Here is a 15,558-nt window from a genome sequence, read left to right as displayed (position 1 = left end):
CGCATGTACGAGCTCGTGCGGCGGGTCGTCAATCAGTTAATGGCGCCGCTGATCGAGCGCCTTGCCGAGCTCGAAACTGAGCTCGAGGACTTGCGACGCCGATCGGAGAATCACAACCGAATCGGCATTGTGAGCGAGGTCGACGCAGGTGCAGGCACCTGCAGGGTCGGCCACGGCGACCTGACGACGCCGCCAATCAAATGGATGAACCCCAGCGCGGGCGAGGTCAGCGAAACCCGCGTGCCGTCGGTCGGCGAGCAATGCCTGCTGATCAACTACGGCGGCGGCGACGGCGGCGCCCATACGGTCGCGCTGTGCGGCCTGACCTCGGACGCTTATCCGGCGCCATCCAGTGAGGCGAAGCTGCGGCGCCAGGTTTACCCGGACGGCACCGAATCGAGCTACGACCACGCTGCGAGCGTCTTCTCCTGGAAGAACGGCCCGCTATCGGTCAAGGCAGACCGCAACGGCCTGGTGGTCATGCTCGGCGCCGTGGGCTTCAAGCTCGGCGCCACTGGCTTCGATCACGTCAAGGGCCTGGTCACGCATGACAGCGTGAACATCGGCAAGAACCATCTGCACGACAACACCATGCCGAAAGACGGCGCTCAATCTGGCCCGCCAGTGGGGGGAGCATGATCGGCATAGACAGAAGCACCGGGGCCACCGTCGACGATTGGCCCCAGTTCATCCAGCGGGCTACGCGGGCGCTATCGACGCCCCTCGGCACCAGGCAGAAACGCCCCCTTTATGGCTCGAAACTGCCCGGCCTGCTGGCCAGAAACATGACCGACGAGCTGTTGATTCTGGCGCAGTCCGAGGCGGTGGCCACCTTCTACAACCCCGCCAACGGTATCGGCGAGTTTGTGCCGTCCGTGGCCATCGCCAGCCGGTCGCAATCGGGGCTGTTGCTTCGATTCGAAGGCACCTGGACGAATCGAAAAATGACCTTTGAGGTGCTGCTGTGAGCATGCTTCTGCCTGACCAGAATCAGCTGGCCGACCCTGAAATCGTCCTAGTCGAAGACTTCGAGACGCTGTTCGCCGAGTTCAAGGCGTTTCTGGTCGAGTACGTAAGCACCAGGTCACCGGCTGACTCGGCTCGACTGGCTGCGAGCCTAGAGAACGAGAGCGAGCTCCTGACGATGGTGCTCCAGGCGTTCACGCTGCGCCTGCAGGCGCAGGAGCGCAAATGGAACTCGAAAATCAAGCAAATGCTCGCCTGGTGGGCGACTGGCAAAAACCTCGACGCCAGGCTCGCCGACATGGGCCTCGAGCGCCAGGTCATTTCGCCGGGGGACCCGAGCGCATTCCCCCCGGTCGACCCGGTTTACGAGGACGACGAGTCAGCCAGGATTCGCTACTACCTGGCGCCGCACGCGCCTGCAGGCGGTTCGCGGCTGCACTACCAGCGAGAGGTTCGCACGCTGGGCGAGCGCGCCACTGTATCCCTCGCGACGCCGTCGCCGGGGGTCGTGGTCGTGACCTACAAGTTTTCGCCAGACGGCAACGCGGTCAAGGTCAAGGACGGCAACGGGCGCCGCACCGCGCCCGGCGAGGTGGCAGTCACAGTGCTGGCCCGGGCTGGCAACGGTTCGCCTGATGCGGCGCTGCTGACTGCTGTGCGCAAGCACTTCGCCCGCGAGGACGTGGTGCCTGAGACTGACAGCGTCACCGTCCAGGGCGCGACCATCAAAGAGTACAAAATCCGGGCGATCGCCTACATCAACGGCCCTGACACCTCGGTCGTCAAGTCGACCGCGACAAAGGCCCTGCAGGCGTACGCCGATGACTGTCACGTCCTGGGCGGACGGGTAGAGACGAGCTGGATTGACGCCAAGCTGCACGGCGCCGGTGCTGTTCGTATCGAGGTCCTGGAGCCTTTGGCGCCGGTGATCACGACCGATAGCCAGGCGCCGTACTGCACCGGCATCGACGTCCAGGTGCGCACGCTATGAGCGGATATAGCGAGGAGCGTAGTTACAGCCTGCTGCCGGGCAATAGCTCGGCGCTCGAGGTGGCGCTCGACCTCGGGTTTGCGCGGTTTCTTGACCGCGTAGTGCCGCCGTTCCCTGAGCTGATGAACCCTGCCGAGTCGCCGGTCGACTTCCTGTCATATCTGGCGGCTGATCGCGGCGTCGCCGAATGGGATTCAGACGCGCCCGAGGCCGAAAAGCGCTCAATGGTGGCCATGTCGTGGCCGACGAAGCGCCTGGCCGGCACGACGGCAGCGATTAAGTCGGCGCTCAAGGGGCTGCTACTGGAGGCGGATATTTCGCCCTGGTACAAGCAGAAGCCAAAGGGCGCCCCGTACACCTTCAAAATCGTGGCCTGGGTGAACCAGAACCGGGGCGGCTCGGGAACGATTATTTCTGACTCGCTTTACCCCCGTTTGATCACTGCAATTGACGCAGCCAAGAGCGAGCGCAGCGGTTACTCGCTCCAGGTGGGCGCGCTGTTCTCAGGGGGCTGGGTAGCGGCCAACGCTGCTCAATTCCGTGCACTTGATCGCCGGTTTCTGACTGCGGCGGCAGTGCAGCCTGACGACGCGGCAAACGACCTGGTGCTCGCAAATGCGAGCGAGGTTCAGGTCGTCCATCACCACTCCGCAGAAGCTGTCGGAGTTCCCTTTGAAGCTGAAAGCCCGCTAGCCGCTGCCAACGCCGCGACGGCGCGCAGTGTCGTGCGGGTGTTTATGGAGGCCGTGCAATGACCACGCCGCTACAGCCGGTTATCACGACTGCGGGCCTTGCGGCCATCTGGCGGGCGGATAACACCGGCGTCGCCGCCCAAATTACGCATATTGGGCTTGGCACTACCGCTTACACACCCGCGAAGACGCAAACGGCGCTTAGGACTCGCAAGGGTTTGTACCCCATTTCGGACGGCCAGCGGCTTTCTAGCACGCTGCTCCATCTGACGGCGATCGCTGATGACAACCTCGAGTATTGGGTGCGCGAGGTCGGGTTCTATCTCGCAGACGGCACCCTGCTCGCGGTTTGGTCTGATCCTGCGGTATCGCTTGCTTACAAGTCACCGAACGCGCAGCTACTCCTCGCTTACGACCTGTCGTTGTCGGCGCTGCCTGCAGACAGCGTGACGATCAATTCAACCGGTGCAGGCCTAAATCTGACGCTGGCCGAGCCTATGGCTGCGATGGCTGCCGCGCTGGTTAGTGAGCAGCTGCGCAGCCTGCAGCAGCAGGATCAGCTTGCTGATCTCGCCAGGCTGCAGCGTATCGCTACCGGGCAAATCGAACTGCTGTTTGGAAGGGTCGCGGCTGCTGAGAAGCAGCAAGCGGTGGACCATGACGGCTTGCTGAGTATGGGTATTAGCTCTGCTGAGGCAGTGATCAGCACGCAAACCCAGCTGCACAAACACATCTACGGAGCATAAGAGCGATATGAGTCTCGAATCTGAAATTGCAGCACTGAGCAGCAAAGTTACCTCGTTGATCGACTATTTCAACGGCAAAAAGGCCGGGATCGACGCCTCGGTTTCGGCGGCGGTGGCGGCTATTCCGCTCCTGGAGCGCGTCTGGTATGTGAACCAGCAGACCGGCGATGACAATGCGGCTGGCGGTGTGAATACACCGCTGAAAAGTATTGATAAGGCCGTCGCGAACACCCCTGCGGGCGGAATGTGCTTGATTCGCCTGCAGACTGACTATGAGCACAGCACTGCAGTGGTATCCACGCAGCGCGTGGTCAACATCACGACTGACGTTTCGGGGGTCAAGCGGAAGCTGACGCTCAAATACATCACCGACGGCACCAACTCGTATTTGAGCGGTATCGGCCTGCCTAGCTGGGGCTCTTTGGGGCTGCGTGAAATCACCCTGGTACTTCCGAGCCCTGCAGGCGTGGTCCCGACGCCTGGTGGCTCTGCGAACTGCCTCATCAAGATCTACAGCTCGAGCGTTGTCGCAATGCTGGGCCTCAAGCTTGACGCCTGCGAGGTGCAGGCTCCTGCCGATTTCATCGGCTACTTGATGCCAGGTACGGCAAACGGCGCGGTTCTGCAAGTCACTTCTACCAGCATGCCGTCTGGATTTGGTGGGCGCTATGTGACCGGCGTGGCCAGCGGTACAGCCTCTAACACCATGAGCAACATTGTCACCAACCTGGCCACCCTGTAAGGACGTCTTTTATGCAAAAGCAAAACCTTTCGATCACCTACGGGGCTACGACCTACAACGGTTTCAGCTTCGAGGATTTGCCATTGGCTGCAGCCCTGCAGGTGGCAATTCAGCAAATTGACTCGACTGCCGACCAGGCCCGGGCGGGAGTAGTTGGCGACGCATTGCGGGTCGTTGAATACCAGATGGCCGAGGAGGAAGCGCGGGCGTTCCAGGCGGCTGGCTTCGAGGGTGTTGTGCCGGCCACTGTGCAGGCCACTGTCGATGCCGAGGGGGTCACTCCCCAGTTCGCCGCCGAAAGCATTCTCGCCGAGGCAGACGTCTGGCGGGGCGCAATGTGCAAGATCCGTTCTGCTCGTTTGACCGGCAAGCAGGCGGTGCTCGGAGCTGGGACCCATGCCGATGCGGAGCGCCTGACCGACACGGCAATCGCGGCAATTCGTGCAAGCGTAGCGGGCGTCGTAAACGGCTGATCCCGCGGCAATCCCCCCGAGCGCCCCGTCATGGGGCGTTTTCGTTTCTGCAGGCCGCGCACAGCGCGGCTTTTTTGTTCCTGGAGGAACCATGTCTACCGCTCCCCGCGAGAAATACACCGTCCTGGTGCCGTTCCCAATTGGCGGCGGCCACTGGTCGAGCGAAGGCCAGGAGCTCGAGCTCCTGGAAGTCCAGGCGCAGGCCCTGGTGACTGCTGGTCGCTTGAAGCTGACCAGCGAAGTGCAGGCCGAGGCCGCAGCTGCTGCAGCCGCTGCCGAGGTTGCGCCTACCCCGAAAAAATCCACTGCGAAGGCTGAGTAAGCATGGCGAAGGTAACGAATTTCGAGCATAACGGCGTCTCGCTCAACGCCGCCGAATCCCCCGAGGCAATGGGCGGCATCGGCGACAACGTGATCTGTATTGTGGGCACCGCGCCAAAGGCCGCGCTGACCGTGCCGAAAAACTCCCCGTTTCGCATCAGCGGCATGCTCGAGGCCGAGCTGCTCGACCCGACCGGCGCCGAATCGGGCACCTTGTACCAGGTCGTGAAGCAAATCCTCAAGGTCGTAAAGGTGCCGATCTATGTCGTCGTGGTCGAGGCCGGTGCCACCCCTGCGGCCACCCTGGCCAACGTGATCGGCGGCGTCGACGTGACCTCTGGCCAGCGCAAGGGCTTGGCGGCTATTACCGTGTGCCAGGAAGTGCCGACCATCATCGGCGCCCCGGGCTTCTCGCACGAGCAGTCGGTTCACAGCGAGCTGGCTTCGATCGGTAAGCGTCTGCGGGCTCGCCCGGTCCTGGACGGCAAGGACGTCACTGTCGCCGCTCAGGTGACGAACAGCGGCACTATCGGCGGCGCCGACCTCGGCTACGACCGCTGCTACCTGGTGCACCAAATGCCCGCCGTCTACTCGAAGGCGGCGCAGGCCAACGTGTTTTTGCCGCCGTCGAGCCTGGCCATTGCCGCGCTCGCCTCGGTCAAGCAGTGGGAGAGCCCGGGCAACCAGGTCACTTATGCCGCCGACGTCGCTCGAACGGTCGAGTACAACATCCTCGACAAAAGCACCGAGGGCGACCTGCTGAACAGCTACGGCATCAGCTACTACGCCCGCACCGACCTGGGCGGTTTCTCGCTGATCGGTAACCGCTCCATCACCGGCAAATTCATCAGCTACGTGGGGCTCGAGGACGCCATCGCCCGCAAGCTGGTCGGCTCTGCTCAAAAGGCAATGGCCAAGAACCTGACCAAGTCGTTCATGGATCAGGAAGTCGAGCGCGTTAACTCGTGGCTGCAGACGCTGGTCGCTGACGGGACTATCCCGGGCGGCAAGGTCTACCTGCACCCCGAGCTGAACAGCGTCGAGAAATACAAAAACGGCACCTGGTATCTGTGCATCGACTACGGGCGTTACGCGCCGAACGAGCACATGGTTTACCAGCTCAACGCATCCGACGCCATCGTCGAAGAGTTCCTGGAGGACGTTCTCTAATGTTTACCAACCGCGTGCGGCAACTGATCACCGCGACTCTGCAGGGCATGCCGCTGATGGCGACCATTGAAGAGTTCGAGCCGCCAAAGATCGATCACGAAATGGAAGAAATGCGCGGCGGTCGCTGGATCGCCGAGGAAATGGCGACCGGCCTCAAGGCGCTGAGCGCTAAGCTGACCCTGCAGGGTATCGGCCTGCCGATCATGACGGCGCTCGGCGTGTCCGGTGGCGATAACGTCATGCTCTCCGTGCAGGAGGCTGGCGAGGACCAGGACGGCAACGAGTGGTTCACCTACTACGTGTGTGCTGGCAAGCTGAAAGTGCTTGAGGAGAAAACCCTCAAGATGAAGGACAAGCCAGTCACCATCCTGGAGCTGGCCCTGCGCAGCTACAAGCGCCTCGAGAACGGCGTGCTGGTGACCGATATCGACACCCGCACGCAGGTCTGCGTTATCAACGGCGTCGACCAGCTCAAAGGCGCCCGTCGCCTCGCCCTGATGGCCGGCTAACCGGCTGACCGCCCCCTCAAACGACCGCCTTCGGGCGGTTTTTTGTTGCTTGAAGGAAAGGAAAAATGGAAGACAAACAGTCCTGGAAGCTGCCCGACCATCCACTGCGGTTCCCTGTCACCATCGCCAACGGAGAGCGCCTTGAGGCCGTCTCCCTACGTGCTTTCAGCGTGTCCGAGCACCGCGAGGCGATCGCCAAGGCGGGCGAGCACGAGGACGACCATTTCGAGGCGCTGCTGCGCCTGGCGTCTGGCCTGTCGGTCGAGGACCTGGAAGAAATCAAGCGTCCCGACTACGTGTCGCTCTCCCGGCTGATTCATGAGTACGTGAGTCTCCCGGCCTCCTACTTCCAAGGCCGCACGCCGGAGAACCCGGACAGCGTCGAGCTCCTGGTGCCGGTAAAGGGCATTGGTCGCACTATCGAGCGCCTCGACCTCGAAGTGCCGCCGATGAAGGTCACCAAGGCCATGCGCAAGCTCAAGACTGACGACGAGCGCGCCGACTTCTGCAGCGCGCACTGCACCGGGCTGGCCGTGCCAGAAGTGCAGCGCCTGAGCGTTCCTGACTGGACCCAGCTACAGGGGCGCCTGAACTCTTTTTTGAACAAACCGGCGGACTTCTTTCCGAGAATGACGTCGACGTGATCCTCGACGTGGTGCCCCTTGTTTACAACGTGAACGAGGCGGAAATCCTGGAATGGGACGCTGAGAAAGGCCTGCGGCGCTACGAGCTGGCCATCGCCCGGCTGGGTGTGAAACGGGAGTAGGTATGGCCGAATCTAAATACTCTTTGAAGCTGGCTGCGGTTGACGCCTACTCGAGCACGTTCGGCGACTTCGCAAAGAAGTCGGACGCGCTCCAGGAGGGCTTGAAGCTCCAGCAGGCCGAGCTCAAGCAACTGAACCAGACCACGCGCTCTCTCAACGGGTACGTGGCTCTGACGCAAAAGATCGAGGGCACCACTGCGGCACTCGCGGCGGCTCGAGTCGAGCAGGCCAAGGTCAGCCGGGAGCAGGCCGCAGCGGCGGTGAAGGTCGAGCAACTGACCGCGCAGCACAAGCTCGCCGTCGACTCGTTGAAAACCTTGGGCGCCTCTACCGAGGCCACTGCTGCGCAGGTGCGCGCAGCCGGGATCGAGGAGGCCAGGCTCTCCCGGGAGCTCGGCGCGGCCACCAGTGCGGCGGCGAAACTCGATACGGCGCAGGACAAGGCGACCGCCAGCGTCAAAACGCTGCAGGCGGCGCACCGGGCAGAGAGCAACCAGCTCAAGGGCCTGAAAGCTGATCTGGCGGCTGCAGGTGTAGACACCGGCAAGCTCGCGGGCGAGCAGAAGCGCCTCGAGGCGGCGACGGAGGCGGCTAACTCCGCTCTGGCGGCGCAGCGTGCCAAGCTGGCTGCGGTCAAGTCGGCGCAAGAAAATATCCAGTCCAACCGCGACCGCCGTGCAGACCTGCGCGGGCAGATGGTCGAGACGGCGGCGCTTGCCTACGTGGCCAGCCGCCCAATCTCGCAGGCCATGGACATGGAAACGGCCATGGCCGACGTCGGCAAGGTGATCAGCTTCGAGGACGGCGGCAGAGAGGCTATGGCCTCGGCGAACTTGAAGCTGGCCAGCGATCGCCTGATCGCCTCCTCGGGTATGACGGCAATTGACCTGGCCAAGATCGAATATGCGGCGGGCCAGTCGGGTATCGGTAACGAGCTCAAGGACAAGAACGGAAACATCGACGTCAAGGCCAAGACGGCGGCGGTAATGGACTTCACCCGCGACGCGGCGATCATGGGCTCGGCGTTCGATATCGACGCACAGACGGCGGGCGAAACAATGGCCGGCTGGCGTGCGTCCATGGGTCTGGACCGGGCGCAAACGCTCGACTTGGCCGACTCGACGAACTACCTCGGCAACAACTTCAACGCCAAGGCTGCGGACATTGCGGCGGTCGTGAAGCGTTACGGCGCTGTCGGCAAGGCCTCGGGCCTTACGCCCGAGCAGAGCGCCGCCCTGTCGGCTGCGCTGCTGAACCCGGGCACCGAGAAGGAAATCGCCGGTACTGGCTTTAAGAACTTCACCAGCGCCCTGGTCGCGGGTAAGTCGGCGACGAAGGGTGAAAAGGAGCAATGGAAAGAGCTCGGCTTTGACCCTGAGCAGCTCGCAGCGGACATGCAGCAGAACGCGCCTGACACGATTATGCGCGTGCTCGAGGCGATCAAAGAGCAGCCCCGGGAGGAGCAGGCGGCGGTCGCGACCAACCTGTTTGGCTCCGAGTCGATCGGCGCGATTCAACCGCTCCTGGAGAACCTCGGCGAGGTGCGCAAGGCCTTCGCCATGGTTGCAGACAAAAGCAAGTACGCGACGTCTGTTATCGGCGAACAAGGCTCGATGATGCAGGAGGCGGCAGGCGTCGCGAATACCGCCCGCACCGGCTGGAACTCGTTCACTGCTCGCCTGACACGGCTCTCGACCGTCGTCGGCGACGCTATGCTGCCCGCGCTGAATGCCGTCCTGGTCCCGCTTGGGGGGCTGGTCGACATGGTTTCATGGGCGGCTGAGACGTTCCCCGGGGTGACCGGTGCGCTTGCGGTCGCGGCTGGCGGACTGGCGGCGCTCAAGGTCGGCGCGCTCGGCCTAAAGTTCGTCGGTCTGCTGGTGGGGCAGGGGTTCAACCGCGCCAGCCTGGCACGCGCCAAGCTCGATGCCAGCACCGGCAGGACGGCGGTCGCTGCTGACCAGGCGGTGACGCGGCTAAATGCAGCGCTTGGGCGGCTCGGTACTGCACCTGGTGCGCCTGGTCCTGCAGGTGGCGGCGGCGCTGGAGGTGCCGCAGGTGGCAAGGGCAAGGCCGCGACCACGGCGGCAAAGGCGAGCCGGTTCGGGCGCCTTTCTGCGCTGGGCGGTAAAATCATTGCGCCGGTAATGGCTGCGGCAGGGCTGGCGGGCGTCGCCAGTGGCGCTCTCGCTTCGCCAGCAGCGCTTTCGACGGTCCCGGTAGGCCAGGCCCCTGCTGCCGCTCCAATCGCTGCAGCAGCGGCGCCAGCGGCTGCGAAGGCCGCGCCGGTCCTTACCCTCGTGCCTAAAGGTGCGCCTGCTGCACCAGGTGCGCCGCTCACGGCGCCTCGAGCGGCACCGGTGCTGTCTCTGGTGCCGCCTGCCAGTGCTGCGCCTGTTGCGCCTGGTGCTACGACCGCAGCGGCTCGTGCAGCGCCGCTGCTTTCCCTGGTTCCAACCGGCAGCGCTGCTCCTGGAGTTTCTGGCGCACCTGGTGCGCCGGCAGCAGCGCCTCGAGCGCTGTCCGCGCTGCGTCCGGTGGCGGCATTGCCTGCGCCGTTCCTGCCGACGGCGCCAGCGGGCGCGCTGGCTGGTGTGTCGCGGGCTGCGCCAGCGGCTGCGGCAGTGGCTGAGGCTGCACCTGGTGCGCTGGCCAAGGCTGCTGCCGTAGGCGGGAGCGTGCTTGGGCCTATGGCGAAGGTCGCCGCGAAGGTGGCCACGCCCCTGATGCTGCTCTCTGGCGCTGCCACGGCGGCAGACGGCCTGGCCAAAGGTGACGCTGGCCAAGTTGGCGGCGCCGTCGGCGGCATGGCTGGGGGTTGGGCAGGGGCCTCGGCGGGCGCCGCGATCGGCACGGCGATTTTGCCGGGCATTGGTACTGCTGTCGGCGGTGCTGTTGGCGCGCTGGCGGGCAGTGGCGCGGGCGAATGGATCGGCAAGCAGCTCGGCTCGCTGGTCGACAAGCTCAAGGCGCCAGCCGATACGGCCAAGGACGTGGCCAAGGCTGTCACCGAGAACAAGCAAATCACCTTCGCGCCGCAAATCACCATGCAGCCGACGGGCGACCCTGCCTACGACCAGCGTTTGGTTAACCAGATTTTGGCCAAGCTGAAAGCAGAAATGATGGCGGCGGGCATGGGCGGCGACCCCCTGGCTGTTCGTCGCGGTGCCTCTTTGACTGACGGGAGCGATTGACGATGGCGCAGCAAATGGCGCTCGGTAACTTTGTGTTCAGCCTCTCGAGCGGTTTCCCCTACGACACCCTCGACCGGAAAACCTCGGGCGGCTGGGTGACCATGGATATCATCAGCAGCAAGCCCCTGTCGCAAAACACTGGGCAGGGGCTGGAGACGCTGAGGCTGACCGGAAAAGCCCAGTGGGAAGCGGGCATGCAGAAGGTCGACCAGTTGCGCGCCCTGGCCAATGCCAGAACGCCGCACGTCCTGGTCGACGGCGTGGGTCGCGTGTGGGGGCGCTGGACCGTGCAGGAGGTCAGCGAGTCGCAAAAGCGGGTGCTCGATGACGGCACGGCGTCGCTCCTGGAGTGGACGCTCGAGCTGCAGGAGTTCGTCAATGCGTAGGGTTCGGACCATTGCCGGCGATACGGTGAATCTCCTGCTCTACCGCGAGCTGGGTCGGTCGGACGACGCCGCCGAGGCTGCGTTCTGGCTGTTGAACGAGGACCTGGTCGACTACGGTCCGACCTTGCCAGCGGGGCTGCGGGTGATCCTGCCCGAGCTCCAGGAGCAGGCCGCCACGCCTGCAGTTGTCAGCGCTTGGGACTGAGGGGGTTAGATGGCCATTGGATACACGCCAGCGGTCGAGGTGACAGGCGCCAATGCGGCGCTGATCAACTCGCGGCTAGTTGACTGGGAGCACGTCGACGCGGCGGGCGTCGAGTCGGACACGCTCAAGCTGACCGTCAATATCGAAGGGCTGGAAGGCCTGCCGAGCGTCGACGGAAAAATCGGGCTGCGGCGGGGCTATAAGGAAACCGGCCTCGTCGACGCGGGCGAGTTCGTCGTCACGCGGACCACTCCGCAGCTTTTCCCGGCGCTGCTGCTGATCGTCGCCACGGCTGCGCCCTTCAAGGTGGCAGACGAGACGAAGTTCAAAGAGCGTCGCTCGGCCAGCTATGGCCCGACGACCCTCGGCGCCATCTTTCGCGAGCTGGCGGGCCGGCATGGTTTTTCGCCGCGCATCGCTCCCGAGCTGGACGCGATCGCGGTCGACCACGTCGACCAGTCGAACGAGACGGACATGGGGTTTTTGACCAGGATCGCCCGCAAGTACGACGCAGTGACAAAGCCGGTCAACGACCTGTATGTCATGGGGCGGCGCGGTCAGCTCAAGTCGCTGAGCGGCAAGGCCTTGGCACCGGTAACGCTGTCGGTGACGAATGACAACCGCCCCGGCGAGCGGTCATTCATCAATGCCACGCTTGATAGCGAGAGCCGCGTCAAGTTCAAGGGTTGTAAAACCGTCTGGTGGGATGGTGCTGCGGGCAAAGAGTGCGTCGTCGAGACGGGTTCGGAGCCGTTCAAGCGCGTGCGCCAGCGCTACCAGAATGAGGCCGAGGCGAAGGCTGCAGGCGAGGGCGAGGCGCGCAAGATCAAGCGCGAAGCGATGAAACTACGCATTGACTGCCCCGGTAACCCAGCGCTCGCCGCTGAGGGCCTGGTCACGCTCGATGACACCTGGCCAAGCTTTATGCGTGGGCAGTGGTCAGTCGACAAGGCCACCGAGAGCGGTAGCAGGGCGCAGGGTTATCGCTGCGTGCTCGAGGCAACACTACCAGCATGAAAAAGCCCCCACTGCCTCGCGGCGGTGGGGGCTTTTTTCGTTCCTGGGCGTTACTCGAAGACGGCGGCAGGCATGACGGGTGGCTTGACCAGGTCGCGCTCGGCGGTCGGAAGGTTCTGCAGGTCCTGGACGTAGGCGAGTCGGTCGACGACCTTGATCGCGCCGCCGTTGCCCGCGACCCATGCGTCGTCCCGGTCGAGCCAGGCGCTGGCCGGCGCGCCGTTCTTATATCGGCAGGCGCCCCAGCGCTCGCCGTCGATTTTCTTGATTTCGCAGTCGACCTGCAGGCCTGCCCGCTCGCTCAATCGCTCGAGCGCGTTCGCGTCCTTGTTGGTCAGGTCATTGACGCCCAGCGCTACCAGGGCGACTGCGCCGACGGCGTAAATCAGGTGCTTTGCTTTCATGCTGCGCGCTTCTCCGTGGGTTGACGGCGCGCAGGGTAACAAAAAGCCCGCCGAATGGGCGGGCTTGTGGGGCTGGCTACATCAGGCGTTGGGGTCGCCTTTATTGGCTGGTAGCGCTCCTTTGATCATGCGGGCCTCGCTGCAGACTTCAAACCAGCCGTTGCAGCGGTGGCACTGGTACTGCTCGCCCTGGACTTCGTCGAGCTCGCCGCCCTCAATACCTAGCACGTCCTGGCAGTGAGGGCACCGCACTACGAGGCTTCGGTCAAGGTCGCGGGCGACATGGTGCACGTCGTAGATAAAGTCTGTCATGCGGGCTGCTCCTCGGATGCCTTGGGTGAAAGCTCTTCAAGCAGCTCGGCTGCGAGGCCGACTGGCCACCAGTAAAGCGCTCGCTGGTATTCGGGATGCTCGGTTTCTCGGACTACTAGGCCTTTCTGCTCAAGCGCCTTGAAGGTGCTGAGCACAGCGCCAGCCTTCATGCCGAGGGCGCCGCCGATTTGATAGGAAAGCCCGCCCATCCCGAAGGCGCTGGCCTGGTCACCTCGCATCAGCCGTGCGAGGTCTTGTTTGTGCAGGTGCGCCTCTCGCTCGCGCCATTTGAAGGCATTTTGGCGCCCGACGCGGCGCAGCTCATTTAAAACGCGCTGCTGGTTTTCAGACAGTTTCATATTCTGTCGGCTCCTGGTGCGGGTGGGTGTAGATGGTGGTCATTGGGTCGCTGAGGATCTGCTCGAGCAGTTCGGGGTCGGCGCCCAGTTTGCGGCATACGGCCATGGCTGCGGCCTTGGCGCTCTCTGCGCTGCTGGCGGTCACGCCAAGGCGCATGGCACGCGCCTGGTAGGCGCTGCAGCTCATACGCACCTTGATAGTGATAGGCATGGTCAGCGCCCCCTTCGGTCGTCGGGTCCGCCGAATCGGCGGTCGGTGCGCCCGTCGTTGTCGAGGTCGCGATCTGGCCCGCCGAACGTGGCGTCGGTGCGCTCGTCGTTGTCGCTGTCGCGGTCAGGCCCGGCGAACTTGGCGTCGGTGCGTCCGTCGTTGTCGAGGTCCCGGTCGGGTCCGCCGAACGTGGCGTCGGTGCGTCCGTCGTTGTCGAGGTCGCGATCGGGTCCGCCGCAGGTGGCGTCGGTGCGATTGTCGCGATCGACGTCGCAGTCGCGTGCAATGGCTTGGCTGGCGGCGATGGCCACCGCGAGGATTAGGATTGTTTTCACTCGTCGCTCTCCTGCTCGAGTTGGCGGTCGCGGTGCACATACAGGCGGTGAACAAAGATCCCGACCGCGTAGAGCATGAGCCCCAAGGCTATGGCGCCGGAAAGCAGAATCTGTAGGCCGGACGTGTCGTCATTGCGATTCATGCGGCCTCCCCGATCATGCGTAGGAAGCCGTGCCATACGAGCGCGCAGCATTCTTGCTTGAGGTAGGCCTCTACCCGGGCGCGATTCGCCGGCTCGGCTGCTTCGCGCAGGGAGAGCCCGCGCACTGTGATATAGTCCGCTTTGGACATGGTGAACCCCTCTAGGTCTATCGGTCCTGCCTGGTTAGCGGTTGCCGCCGCTGCCAGGCGCTTTTTACAGCAACAATTGCAGGCGGCGCGCTAGCTCCTCCTGGTCCTCGATCTTGTAGTGCCCATTCCCTTCGCTGTACTTCCTGAACAGGTCGTCTAGCGCCTCGATTACCAGGTATTTGACCGGAATGCTGTCGACCGACATGTTCTTAATGTCGGTGGTGCCCTTGTGATACTTGGTCGAAATGATCACCTTGAGTTGCTTCTCGTCGACGCTGTCAGACACGACGGCTTTCCGGGCCTTGTCCAGGTGCGCTTGATCTGGCTCGCTTGCCGGACGGCTCGGGCGGTCCAGGGTGATTTTTGCGGCAGGCTTGCTCATTTATCCATCTCCAGCAGTTCCAGGGTTACGGCCTCGATATCGTCCCGTGCGCCGTCGCTGGCCGGCAGGTCGAATACGCTGCGACCTTCTGCAATGCCGTTTAGATACGAGACGCTTTGGTAAGTCTTTGCACTGAGCACGGGCAGCTCATAGCCGTGCAGGGCCTCTGTCGCGGTGCGCTCGATGATCGTGTTTCGGATTGCGCGGGCAACCATCAGAGCTGCCCTTGGCAGGCCGTCGGTAACCTCTTGGCGATCTTTGACCAGTTGCACCATGTCGCGGGTCGCCCAAATGTCGTACTGGCTGGGCTGTACCGGGATGATTACCAGGTCGGCGATTTTTACCGTGTCAGAGGTCAGCGTGCTGATCTGCGGTACGCCATCGATAATTACGTAGTCGTAGCCTGCAGAGATCCGCGGTAGGTCGCGCTTGATGTTCTCGCGCATGATCACGCACGGCACTGGCGGCGCATCGTCAGAGCGGGCGCTTGCCCAGTCCGTAGCTGAGCCTTGCGTGCCGTCCAGGTCGACCAGGAGCACGTTTTTTTTGTGCACGGTGGCCAGGCACGCGGCTATGTTCGTCGCGGTGGTGGTTTTAGTGGTGCCGCCCTTTTGGTTCTGAACTGTCCAGACTCTTGCAGCCATGTCGGCGTGCCTCCTGTTGGTGAGTCGTCAATATACGTACAAATGTACCTTTGTACAATAGGCCCAAAGGACAAAGGTACAAACAAAAGCGGCGCGCAGCGCCAGGCATTTTCAGCTTTTCGCCCCCGCTTGGCGCTTTGTCCTTACCTAGTTCGCTGGAGGCCCCGTGTTTGCTGGGCTTTGCGCAGGTAAGGACGAGCCTGCATTAGGCCCTATCCTTTCTCGTATGGCGCTCCTGCGCCCCTCTGCTGGCTTCCTGCTATTCGTTGATCGCTATACCCGTCATGGGGGCCAATCCAGTTAGCTGCCTTAACAATTCCTTAATGACATATGCGCAAAGGTGTATGTCGTATCAGCTCATACACCCACTAGCCCAATCCTCATACACCTTAACAGCCATACCAACATACACCCCTAAGCATATGTCACGTAGGGCGCAAG

24 protein-coding genes are annotated in these 15,558 nt (G+C 63.2%); 16 read left to right on the top strand and 8 right to left on the bottom strand.

Going from position 1 to position 15,558, the window contains the following annotated elements; genetic code table 11:
• Positions 1 to 3 precede the first annotated feature (3 nt).
• The 16 genes from ACF8MI_RS18150 to ACF8MI_RS18075 all read left to right on the top strand — a co-directional run bounded on the left by ACF8MI_RS18150 (position 4) and on the right by ACF8MI_RS18075 (position 12,178).
• Complete coding sequence (locus tag ACF8MI_RS18150; protein ID WP_392517675.1) at positions 4 to 639, top strand: phage baseplate assembly protein V; 636 nt, start codon at positions 4 to 6, stop codon at positions 637 to 639.
• The gene (locus ACF8MI_RS18145; RefSeq protein WP_392517674.1) at positions 636 to 968 is read left to right on the top strand and encodes a phage baseplate protein; all 333 of its coding nucleotides are present in this window, start codon (positions 636 to 638) and stop codon (positions 966 to 968) included. Before ACF8MI_RS18150 ends, ACF8MI_RS18145 begins: the two co-directional genes overlap by 4 nt.
• Positions 965 to 1,957 carry a baseplate J/gp47 family protein gene (locus ACF8MI_RS18140; protein ID WP_392517673.1) on the top strand — a complete coding sequence of 331 codons (993 nt, stop codon included), beginning with the start codon at positions 965 to 967 and terminating at the stop codon, positions 1,955 to 1,957. The genes ACF8MI_RS18145 and ACF8MI_RS18140 overlap by 4 nt, the downstream gene beginning before the upstream one ends.
• On the top strand, positions 1,954 to 2,712 hold the full coding sequence (locus tag ACF8MI_RS18135) for a phage tail protein I (RefSeq protein WP_392517671.1): 759 nt from the start codon (positions 1,954 to 1,956) through the stop codon (positions 2,710 to 2,712). Before ACF8MI_RS18140 ends, ACF8MI_RS18135 begins: the two co-directional genes overlap by 4 nt.
• Positions 2,709 to 3,395 carry a phage tail protein gene (locus tag ACF8MI_RS18130; protein WP_392517670.1) on the top strand — a complete coding sequence of 229 codons (687 nt, stop codon included), beginning with the start codon at positions 2,709 to 2,711 and terminating at the stop codon, positions 3,393 to 3,395. The genes ACF8MI_RS18135 and ACF8MI_RS18130 overlap by 4 nt, the downstream gene beginning before the upstream one ends.
• A gap of 7 nt (positions 3,396 to 3,402) precedes the next feature.
• The gene (locus ACF8MI_RS18125) at positions 3,403 to 4,137 is read left to right on the top strand and encodes a hypothetical protein (RefSeq protein ID WP_392517669.1); all 735 of its coding nucleotides are present in this window, start codon (positions 3,403 to 3,405) and stop codon (positions 4,135 to 4,137) included.
• 11 nt (positions 4,138 to 4,148) lie between these two features.
• Positions 4,149 to 4,610, top strand: a complete 462-nt coding sequence (locus ACF8MI_RS18120; protein WP_392517667.1) for a hypothetical protein — start codon at positions 4,149 to 4,151, stop codon at positions 4,608 to 4,610.
• 91 nt (positions 4,611 to 4,701) lie between these two features.
• Positions 4,702 to 4,932: a hypothetical protein gene (locus ACF8MI_RS18115; RefSeq protein ID WP_392517665.1), complete on the top strand. Its 231-nt coding sequence runs from the start codon at positions 4,702 to 4,704 to the stop codon at positions 4,930 to 4,932.
• 2 nt (positions 4,933 to 4,934) lie between these two features.
• Positions 4,935 to 6,101 carry a phage tail protein gene (locus tag ACF8MI_RS18110; protein ID WP_392517664.1) on the top strand — a complete coding sequence of 389 codons (1,167 nt, stop codon included), beginning with the start codon at positions 4,935 to 4,937 and terminating at the stop codon, positions 6,099 to 6,101.
• Complete coding sequence (locus ACF8MI_RS18105; protein ID WP_181104154.1) at positions 6,101 to 6,610, top strand: phage major tail tube protein; 510 nt, start codon at positions 6,101 to 6,103, stop codon at positions 6,608 to 6,610. Before ACF8MI_RS18110 ends, ACF8MI_RS18105 begins: the two co-directional genes overlap by 1 nt.
• Before the next feature lie 65 nt (positions 6,611 to 6,675).
• Positions 6,676 to 7,254, top strand: a complete 579-nt coding sequence (locus ACF8MI_RS18100) for a phage tail assembly protein (RefSeq protein ID WP_392517663.1) — start codon at positions 6,676 to 6,678, stop codon at positions 7,252 to 7,254.
• The gene (locus tag ACF8MI_RS18095) at positions 7,251 to 7,376 is read left to right on the top strand and encodes a hypothetical protein (RefSeq protein ID WP_392517661.1); all 126 of its coding nucleotides are present in this window, start codon (positions 7,251 to 7,253) and stop codon (positions 7,374 to 7,376) included. Before ACF8MI_RS18100 ends, ACF8MI_RS18095 begins: the two co-directional genes overlap by 4 nt.
• 2 nt (positions 7,377 to 7,378) lie before the next feature.
• Complete coding sequence (locus ACF8MI_RS18090) at positions 7,379 to 10,570, top strand: phage tail tape measure protein (RefSeq protein WP_392517660.1); 3,192 nt, start codon at positions 7,379 to 7,381, stop codon at positions 10,568 to 10,570.
• A 2-nt stretch (positions 10,571 to 10,572) separates the two neighbouring features.
• Entirely contained in the window at positions 10,573 to 10,956 is a 384-nt protein-coding gene (locus ACF8MI_RS18085) for a phage tail protein (protein WP_289806059.1), read from the top strand.
• Entirely contained in the window at positions 10,949 to 11,161 is a 213-nt protein-coding gene (locus ACF8MI_RS18080) for a tail protein X (RefSeq protein WP_181104150.1), read from the top strand. The genes ACF8MI_RS18085 and ACF8MI_RS18080 overlap by 8 nt, the downstream gene beginning before the upstream one ends.
• Before the next feature lie 9 nt (positions 11,162 to 11,170).
• Positions 11,171 to 12,178 carry a phage late control D family protein gene (locus tag ACF8MI_RS18075; protein ID WP_392517659.1) on the top strand — a complete coding sequence of 336 codons (1,008 nt, stop codon included), beginning with the start codon at positions 11,171 to 11,173 and terminating at the stop codon, positions 12,176 to 12,178.
• A 50-nt stretch (positions 12,179 to 12,228) separates the two neighbouring features.
• On the opposite strand, the gene ACF8MI_RS18070 is transcribed toward ACF8MI_RS18075, so the two are convergent.
• From ACF8MI_RS18070 to parA, 8 genes are all read right to left on the bottom strand, one after another.
• Positions 12,229 to 12,582 (bottom strand): hypothetical protein, encoded by a 354-nt coding sequence (locus ACF8MI_RS18070; RefSeq protein WP_392517658.1) that lies wholly within the window; start codon positions 12,580 to 12,582, stop codon positions 12,229 to 12,231.
• Between the two features lie 81 nt (positions 12,583 to 12,663).
• Complete coding sequence (locus tag ACF8MI_RS18065) at positions 12,664 to 12,894, bottom strand: hypothetical protein (protein ID WP_392517657.1); 231 nt, start codon at positions 12,892 to 12,894, stop codon at positions 12,664 to 12,666.
• Entirely contained in the window at positions 12,891 to 13,253 is a 363-nt protein-coding gene (locus tag ACF8MI_RS18060; RefSeq protein WP_392517656.1) for a hypothetical protein, read from the bottom strand. The genes ACF8MI_RS18065 and ACF8MI_RS18060 overlap by 4 nt, the downstream gene beginning before the upstream one ends.
• Positions 13,240 to 13,464, bottom strand: a complete 225-nt coding sequence (locus ACF8MI_RS18055; protein WP_392517655.1) for a hypothetical protein — start codon at positions 13,462 to 13,464, stop codon at positions 13,240 to 13,242. Before ACF8MI_RS18055 ends, ACF8MI_RS18060 begins: the two co-directional genes overlap by 14 nt.
• Positions 13,465 to 13,466: 2 nt before the next feature.
• Positions 13,467 to 13,799: a hydrolase gene (locus ACF8MI_RS18050; protein ID WP_392517653.1), complete on the bottom strand. Its 333-nt coding sequence runs from the start codon at positions 13,797 to 13,799 to the stop codon at positions 13,467 to 13,469.
• Positions 13,796 to 13,942 (bottom strand): hypothetical protein, encoded by a 147-nt coding sequence (locus ACF8MI_RS18045; protein WP_392517652.1) that lies wholly within the window; start codon positions 13,940 to 13,942, stop codon positions 13,796 to 13,798. The genes ACF8MI_RS18050 and ACF8MI_RS18045 overlap by 4 nt, the downstream gene beginning before the upstream one ends.
• A 213-nt stretch (positions 13,943 to 14,155) precedes the next feature.
• Positions 14,156 to 14,473 (bottom strand): hypothetical protein, encoded by a 318-nt coding sequence (locus tag ACF8MI_RS18040; RefSeq protein ID WP_392517651.1) that lies wholly within the window; start codon positions 14,471 to 14,473, stop codon positions 14,156 to 14,158.
• Positions 14,470 to 15,117 (bottom strand): ParA family partition ATPase, encoded by a 648-nt coding sequence (gene parA / locus ACF8MI_RS18035; RefSeq protein WP_392517650.1) that lies wholly within the window; start codon positions 15,115 to 15,117, stop codon positions 14,470 to 14,472. Before parA ends, ACF8MI_RS18040 begins: the two co-directional genes overlap by 4 nt.
• Positions 15,118 to 15,558: the final 441 nt, after the last annotated feature.

Source organism: Pseudomonas sp. yb_9, from assembly GCF_043103635.1.
GTDB lineage: Bacteria > Pseudomonadota > Gammaproteobacteria > Pseudomonadales > Pseudomonadaceae > Aquipseudomonas > Aquipseudomonas monteilii.
The sequence above is the reverse complement of the archived record's forward strand: the minus strand, read 5'-3'. Positions and strand labels throughout refer to the sequence as shown.

What these genes read in the sequence shown, in the direction of transcription:
- parA (WP_392517650.1), bottom strand. Translation starts at nt 15,117, where the DNA reads ATGGCTGCAAGAGTCTGGACAGTTCAGAACCAAAAGGGCGGCACCACT.
- ACF8MI_RS18045 (WP_392517652.1), bottom strand. Translation starts at nt 13,942, where the DNA reads ATGAATCGCAATGACGACACGTCCGGCCTACAGATTCTGCTTTCCGGC.
- ACF8MI_RS18060 (WP_392517656.1), bottom strand. Translation starts at nt 13,253, where the DNA reads ATGAAACTGTCTGAAAACCAGCAGCGCGTTTTAAATGAGCTGCGCCGC.
- ACF8MI_RS18055 (WP_392517655.1), bottom strand. Translation starts at nt 13,464, where the DNA reads ATGCCTATCACTATCAAGGTGCGTATGAGCTGCAGCGCCTACCAGGCG.
- ACF8MI_RS18125 (WP_392517669.1), top strand. Translation starts at nt 3,403, where the DNA reads ATGAGTCTCGAATCTGAAATTGCAGCACTGAGCAGCAAAGTTACCTCG.
- ACF8MI_RS18100 (WP_392517663.1), top strand. Translation starts at nt 6,676, where the DNA reads ATGGAAGACAAACAGTCCTGGAAGCTGCCCGACCATCCACTGCGGTTC.
- ACF8MI_RS18120 (WP_392517667.1), top strand. Translation starts at nt 4,149, where the DNA reads ATGCAAAAGCAAAACCTTTCGATCACCTACGGGGCTACGACCTACAAC.
- ACF8MI_RS18065 (WP_392517657.1), bottom strand. Translation starts at nt 12,894, where the DNA reads ATGACAGACTTTATCTACGACGTGCACCATGTCGCCCGCGACCTTGAC.
- ACF8MI_RS18115 (WP_392517665.1), top strand. Translation starts at nt 4,702, where the DNA reads ATGTCTACCGCTCCCCGCGAGAAATACACCGTCCTGGTGCCGTTCCCA.
- ACF8MI_RS18145 (WP_392517674.1), top strand. Translation starts at nt 636, where the DNA reads ATGATCGGCATAGACAGAAGCACCGGGGCCACCGTCGACGATTGGCCC.
- ACF8MI_RS18070 (WP_392517658.1), bottom strand. Translation starts at nt 12,582, where the DNA reads ATGAAAGCAAAGCACCTGATTTACGCCGTCGGCGCAGTCGCCCTGGTA.
- ACF8MI_RS18075 (WP_392517659.1), top strand. Translation starts at nt 11,171, where the DNA reads ATGGCCATTGGATACACGCCAGCGGTCGAGGTGACAGGCGCCAATGCG.
- ACF8MI_RS18085 (WP_289806059.1), top strand. Translation starts at nt 10,573, where the DNA reads ATGGCGCAGCAAATGGCGCTCGGTAACTTTGTGTTCAGCCTCTCGAGC.
- ACF8MI_RS18105 (WP_181104154.1), top strand. Translation starts at nt 6,101, where the DNA reads ATGTTTACCAACCGCGTGCGGCAACTGATCACCGCGACTCTGCAGGGC.
- ACF8MI_RS18130 (WP_392517670.1), top strand. Translation starts at nt 2,709, where the DNA reads ATGACCACGCCGCTACAGCCGGTTATCACGACTGCGGGCCTTGCGGCC.
- ACF8MI_RS18090 (WP_392517660.1), top strand. Translation starts at nt 7,379, where the DNA reads ATGGCCGAATCTAAATACTCTTTGAAGCTGGCTGCGGTTGACGCCTAC.
- ACF8MI_RS18135 (WP_392517671.1), top strand. Translation starts at nt 1,954, where the DNA reads ATGAGCGGATATAGCGAGGAGCGTAGTTACAGCCTGCTGCCGGGCAAT.
- ACF8MI_RS18040 (WP_392517651.1), bottom strand. Translation starts at nt 14,473, where the DNA reads ATGAGCAAGCCTGCCGCAAAAATCACCCTGGACCGCCCGAGCCGTCCG.
- ACF8MI_RS18110 (WP_392517664.1), top strand. Translation starts at nt 4,935, where the DNA reads ATGGCGAAGGTAACGAATTTCGAGCATAACGGCGTCTCGCTCAACGCC.
- ACF8MI_RS18080 (WP_181104150.1), top strand. Translation starts at nt 10,949, where the DNA reads ATGCGTAGGGTTCGGACCATTGCCGGCGATACGGTGAATCTCCTGCTC.
- ACF8MI_RS18150 (WP_392517675.1), top strand. Translation starts at nt 4, where the DNA reads ATGTACGAGCTCGTGCGGCGGGTCGTCAATCAGTTAATGGCGCCGCTG.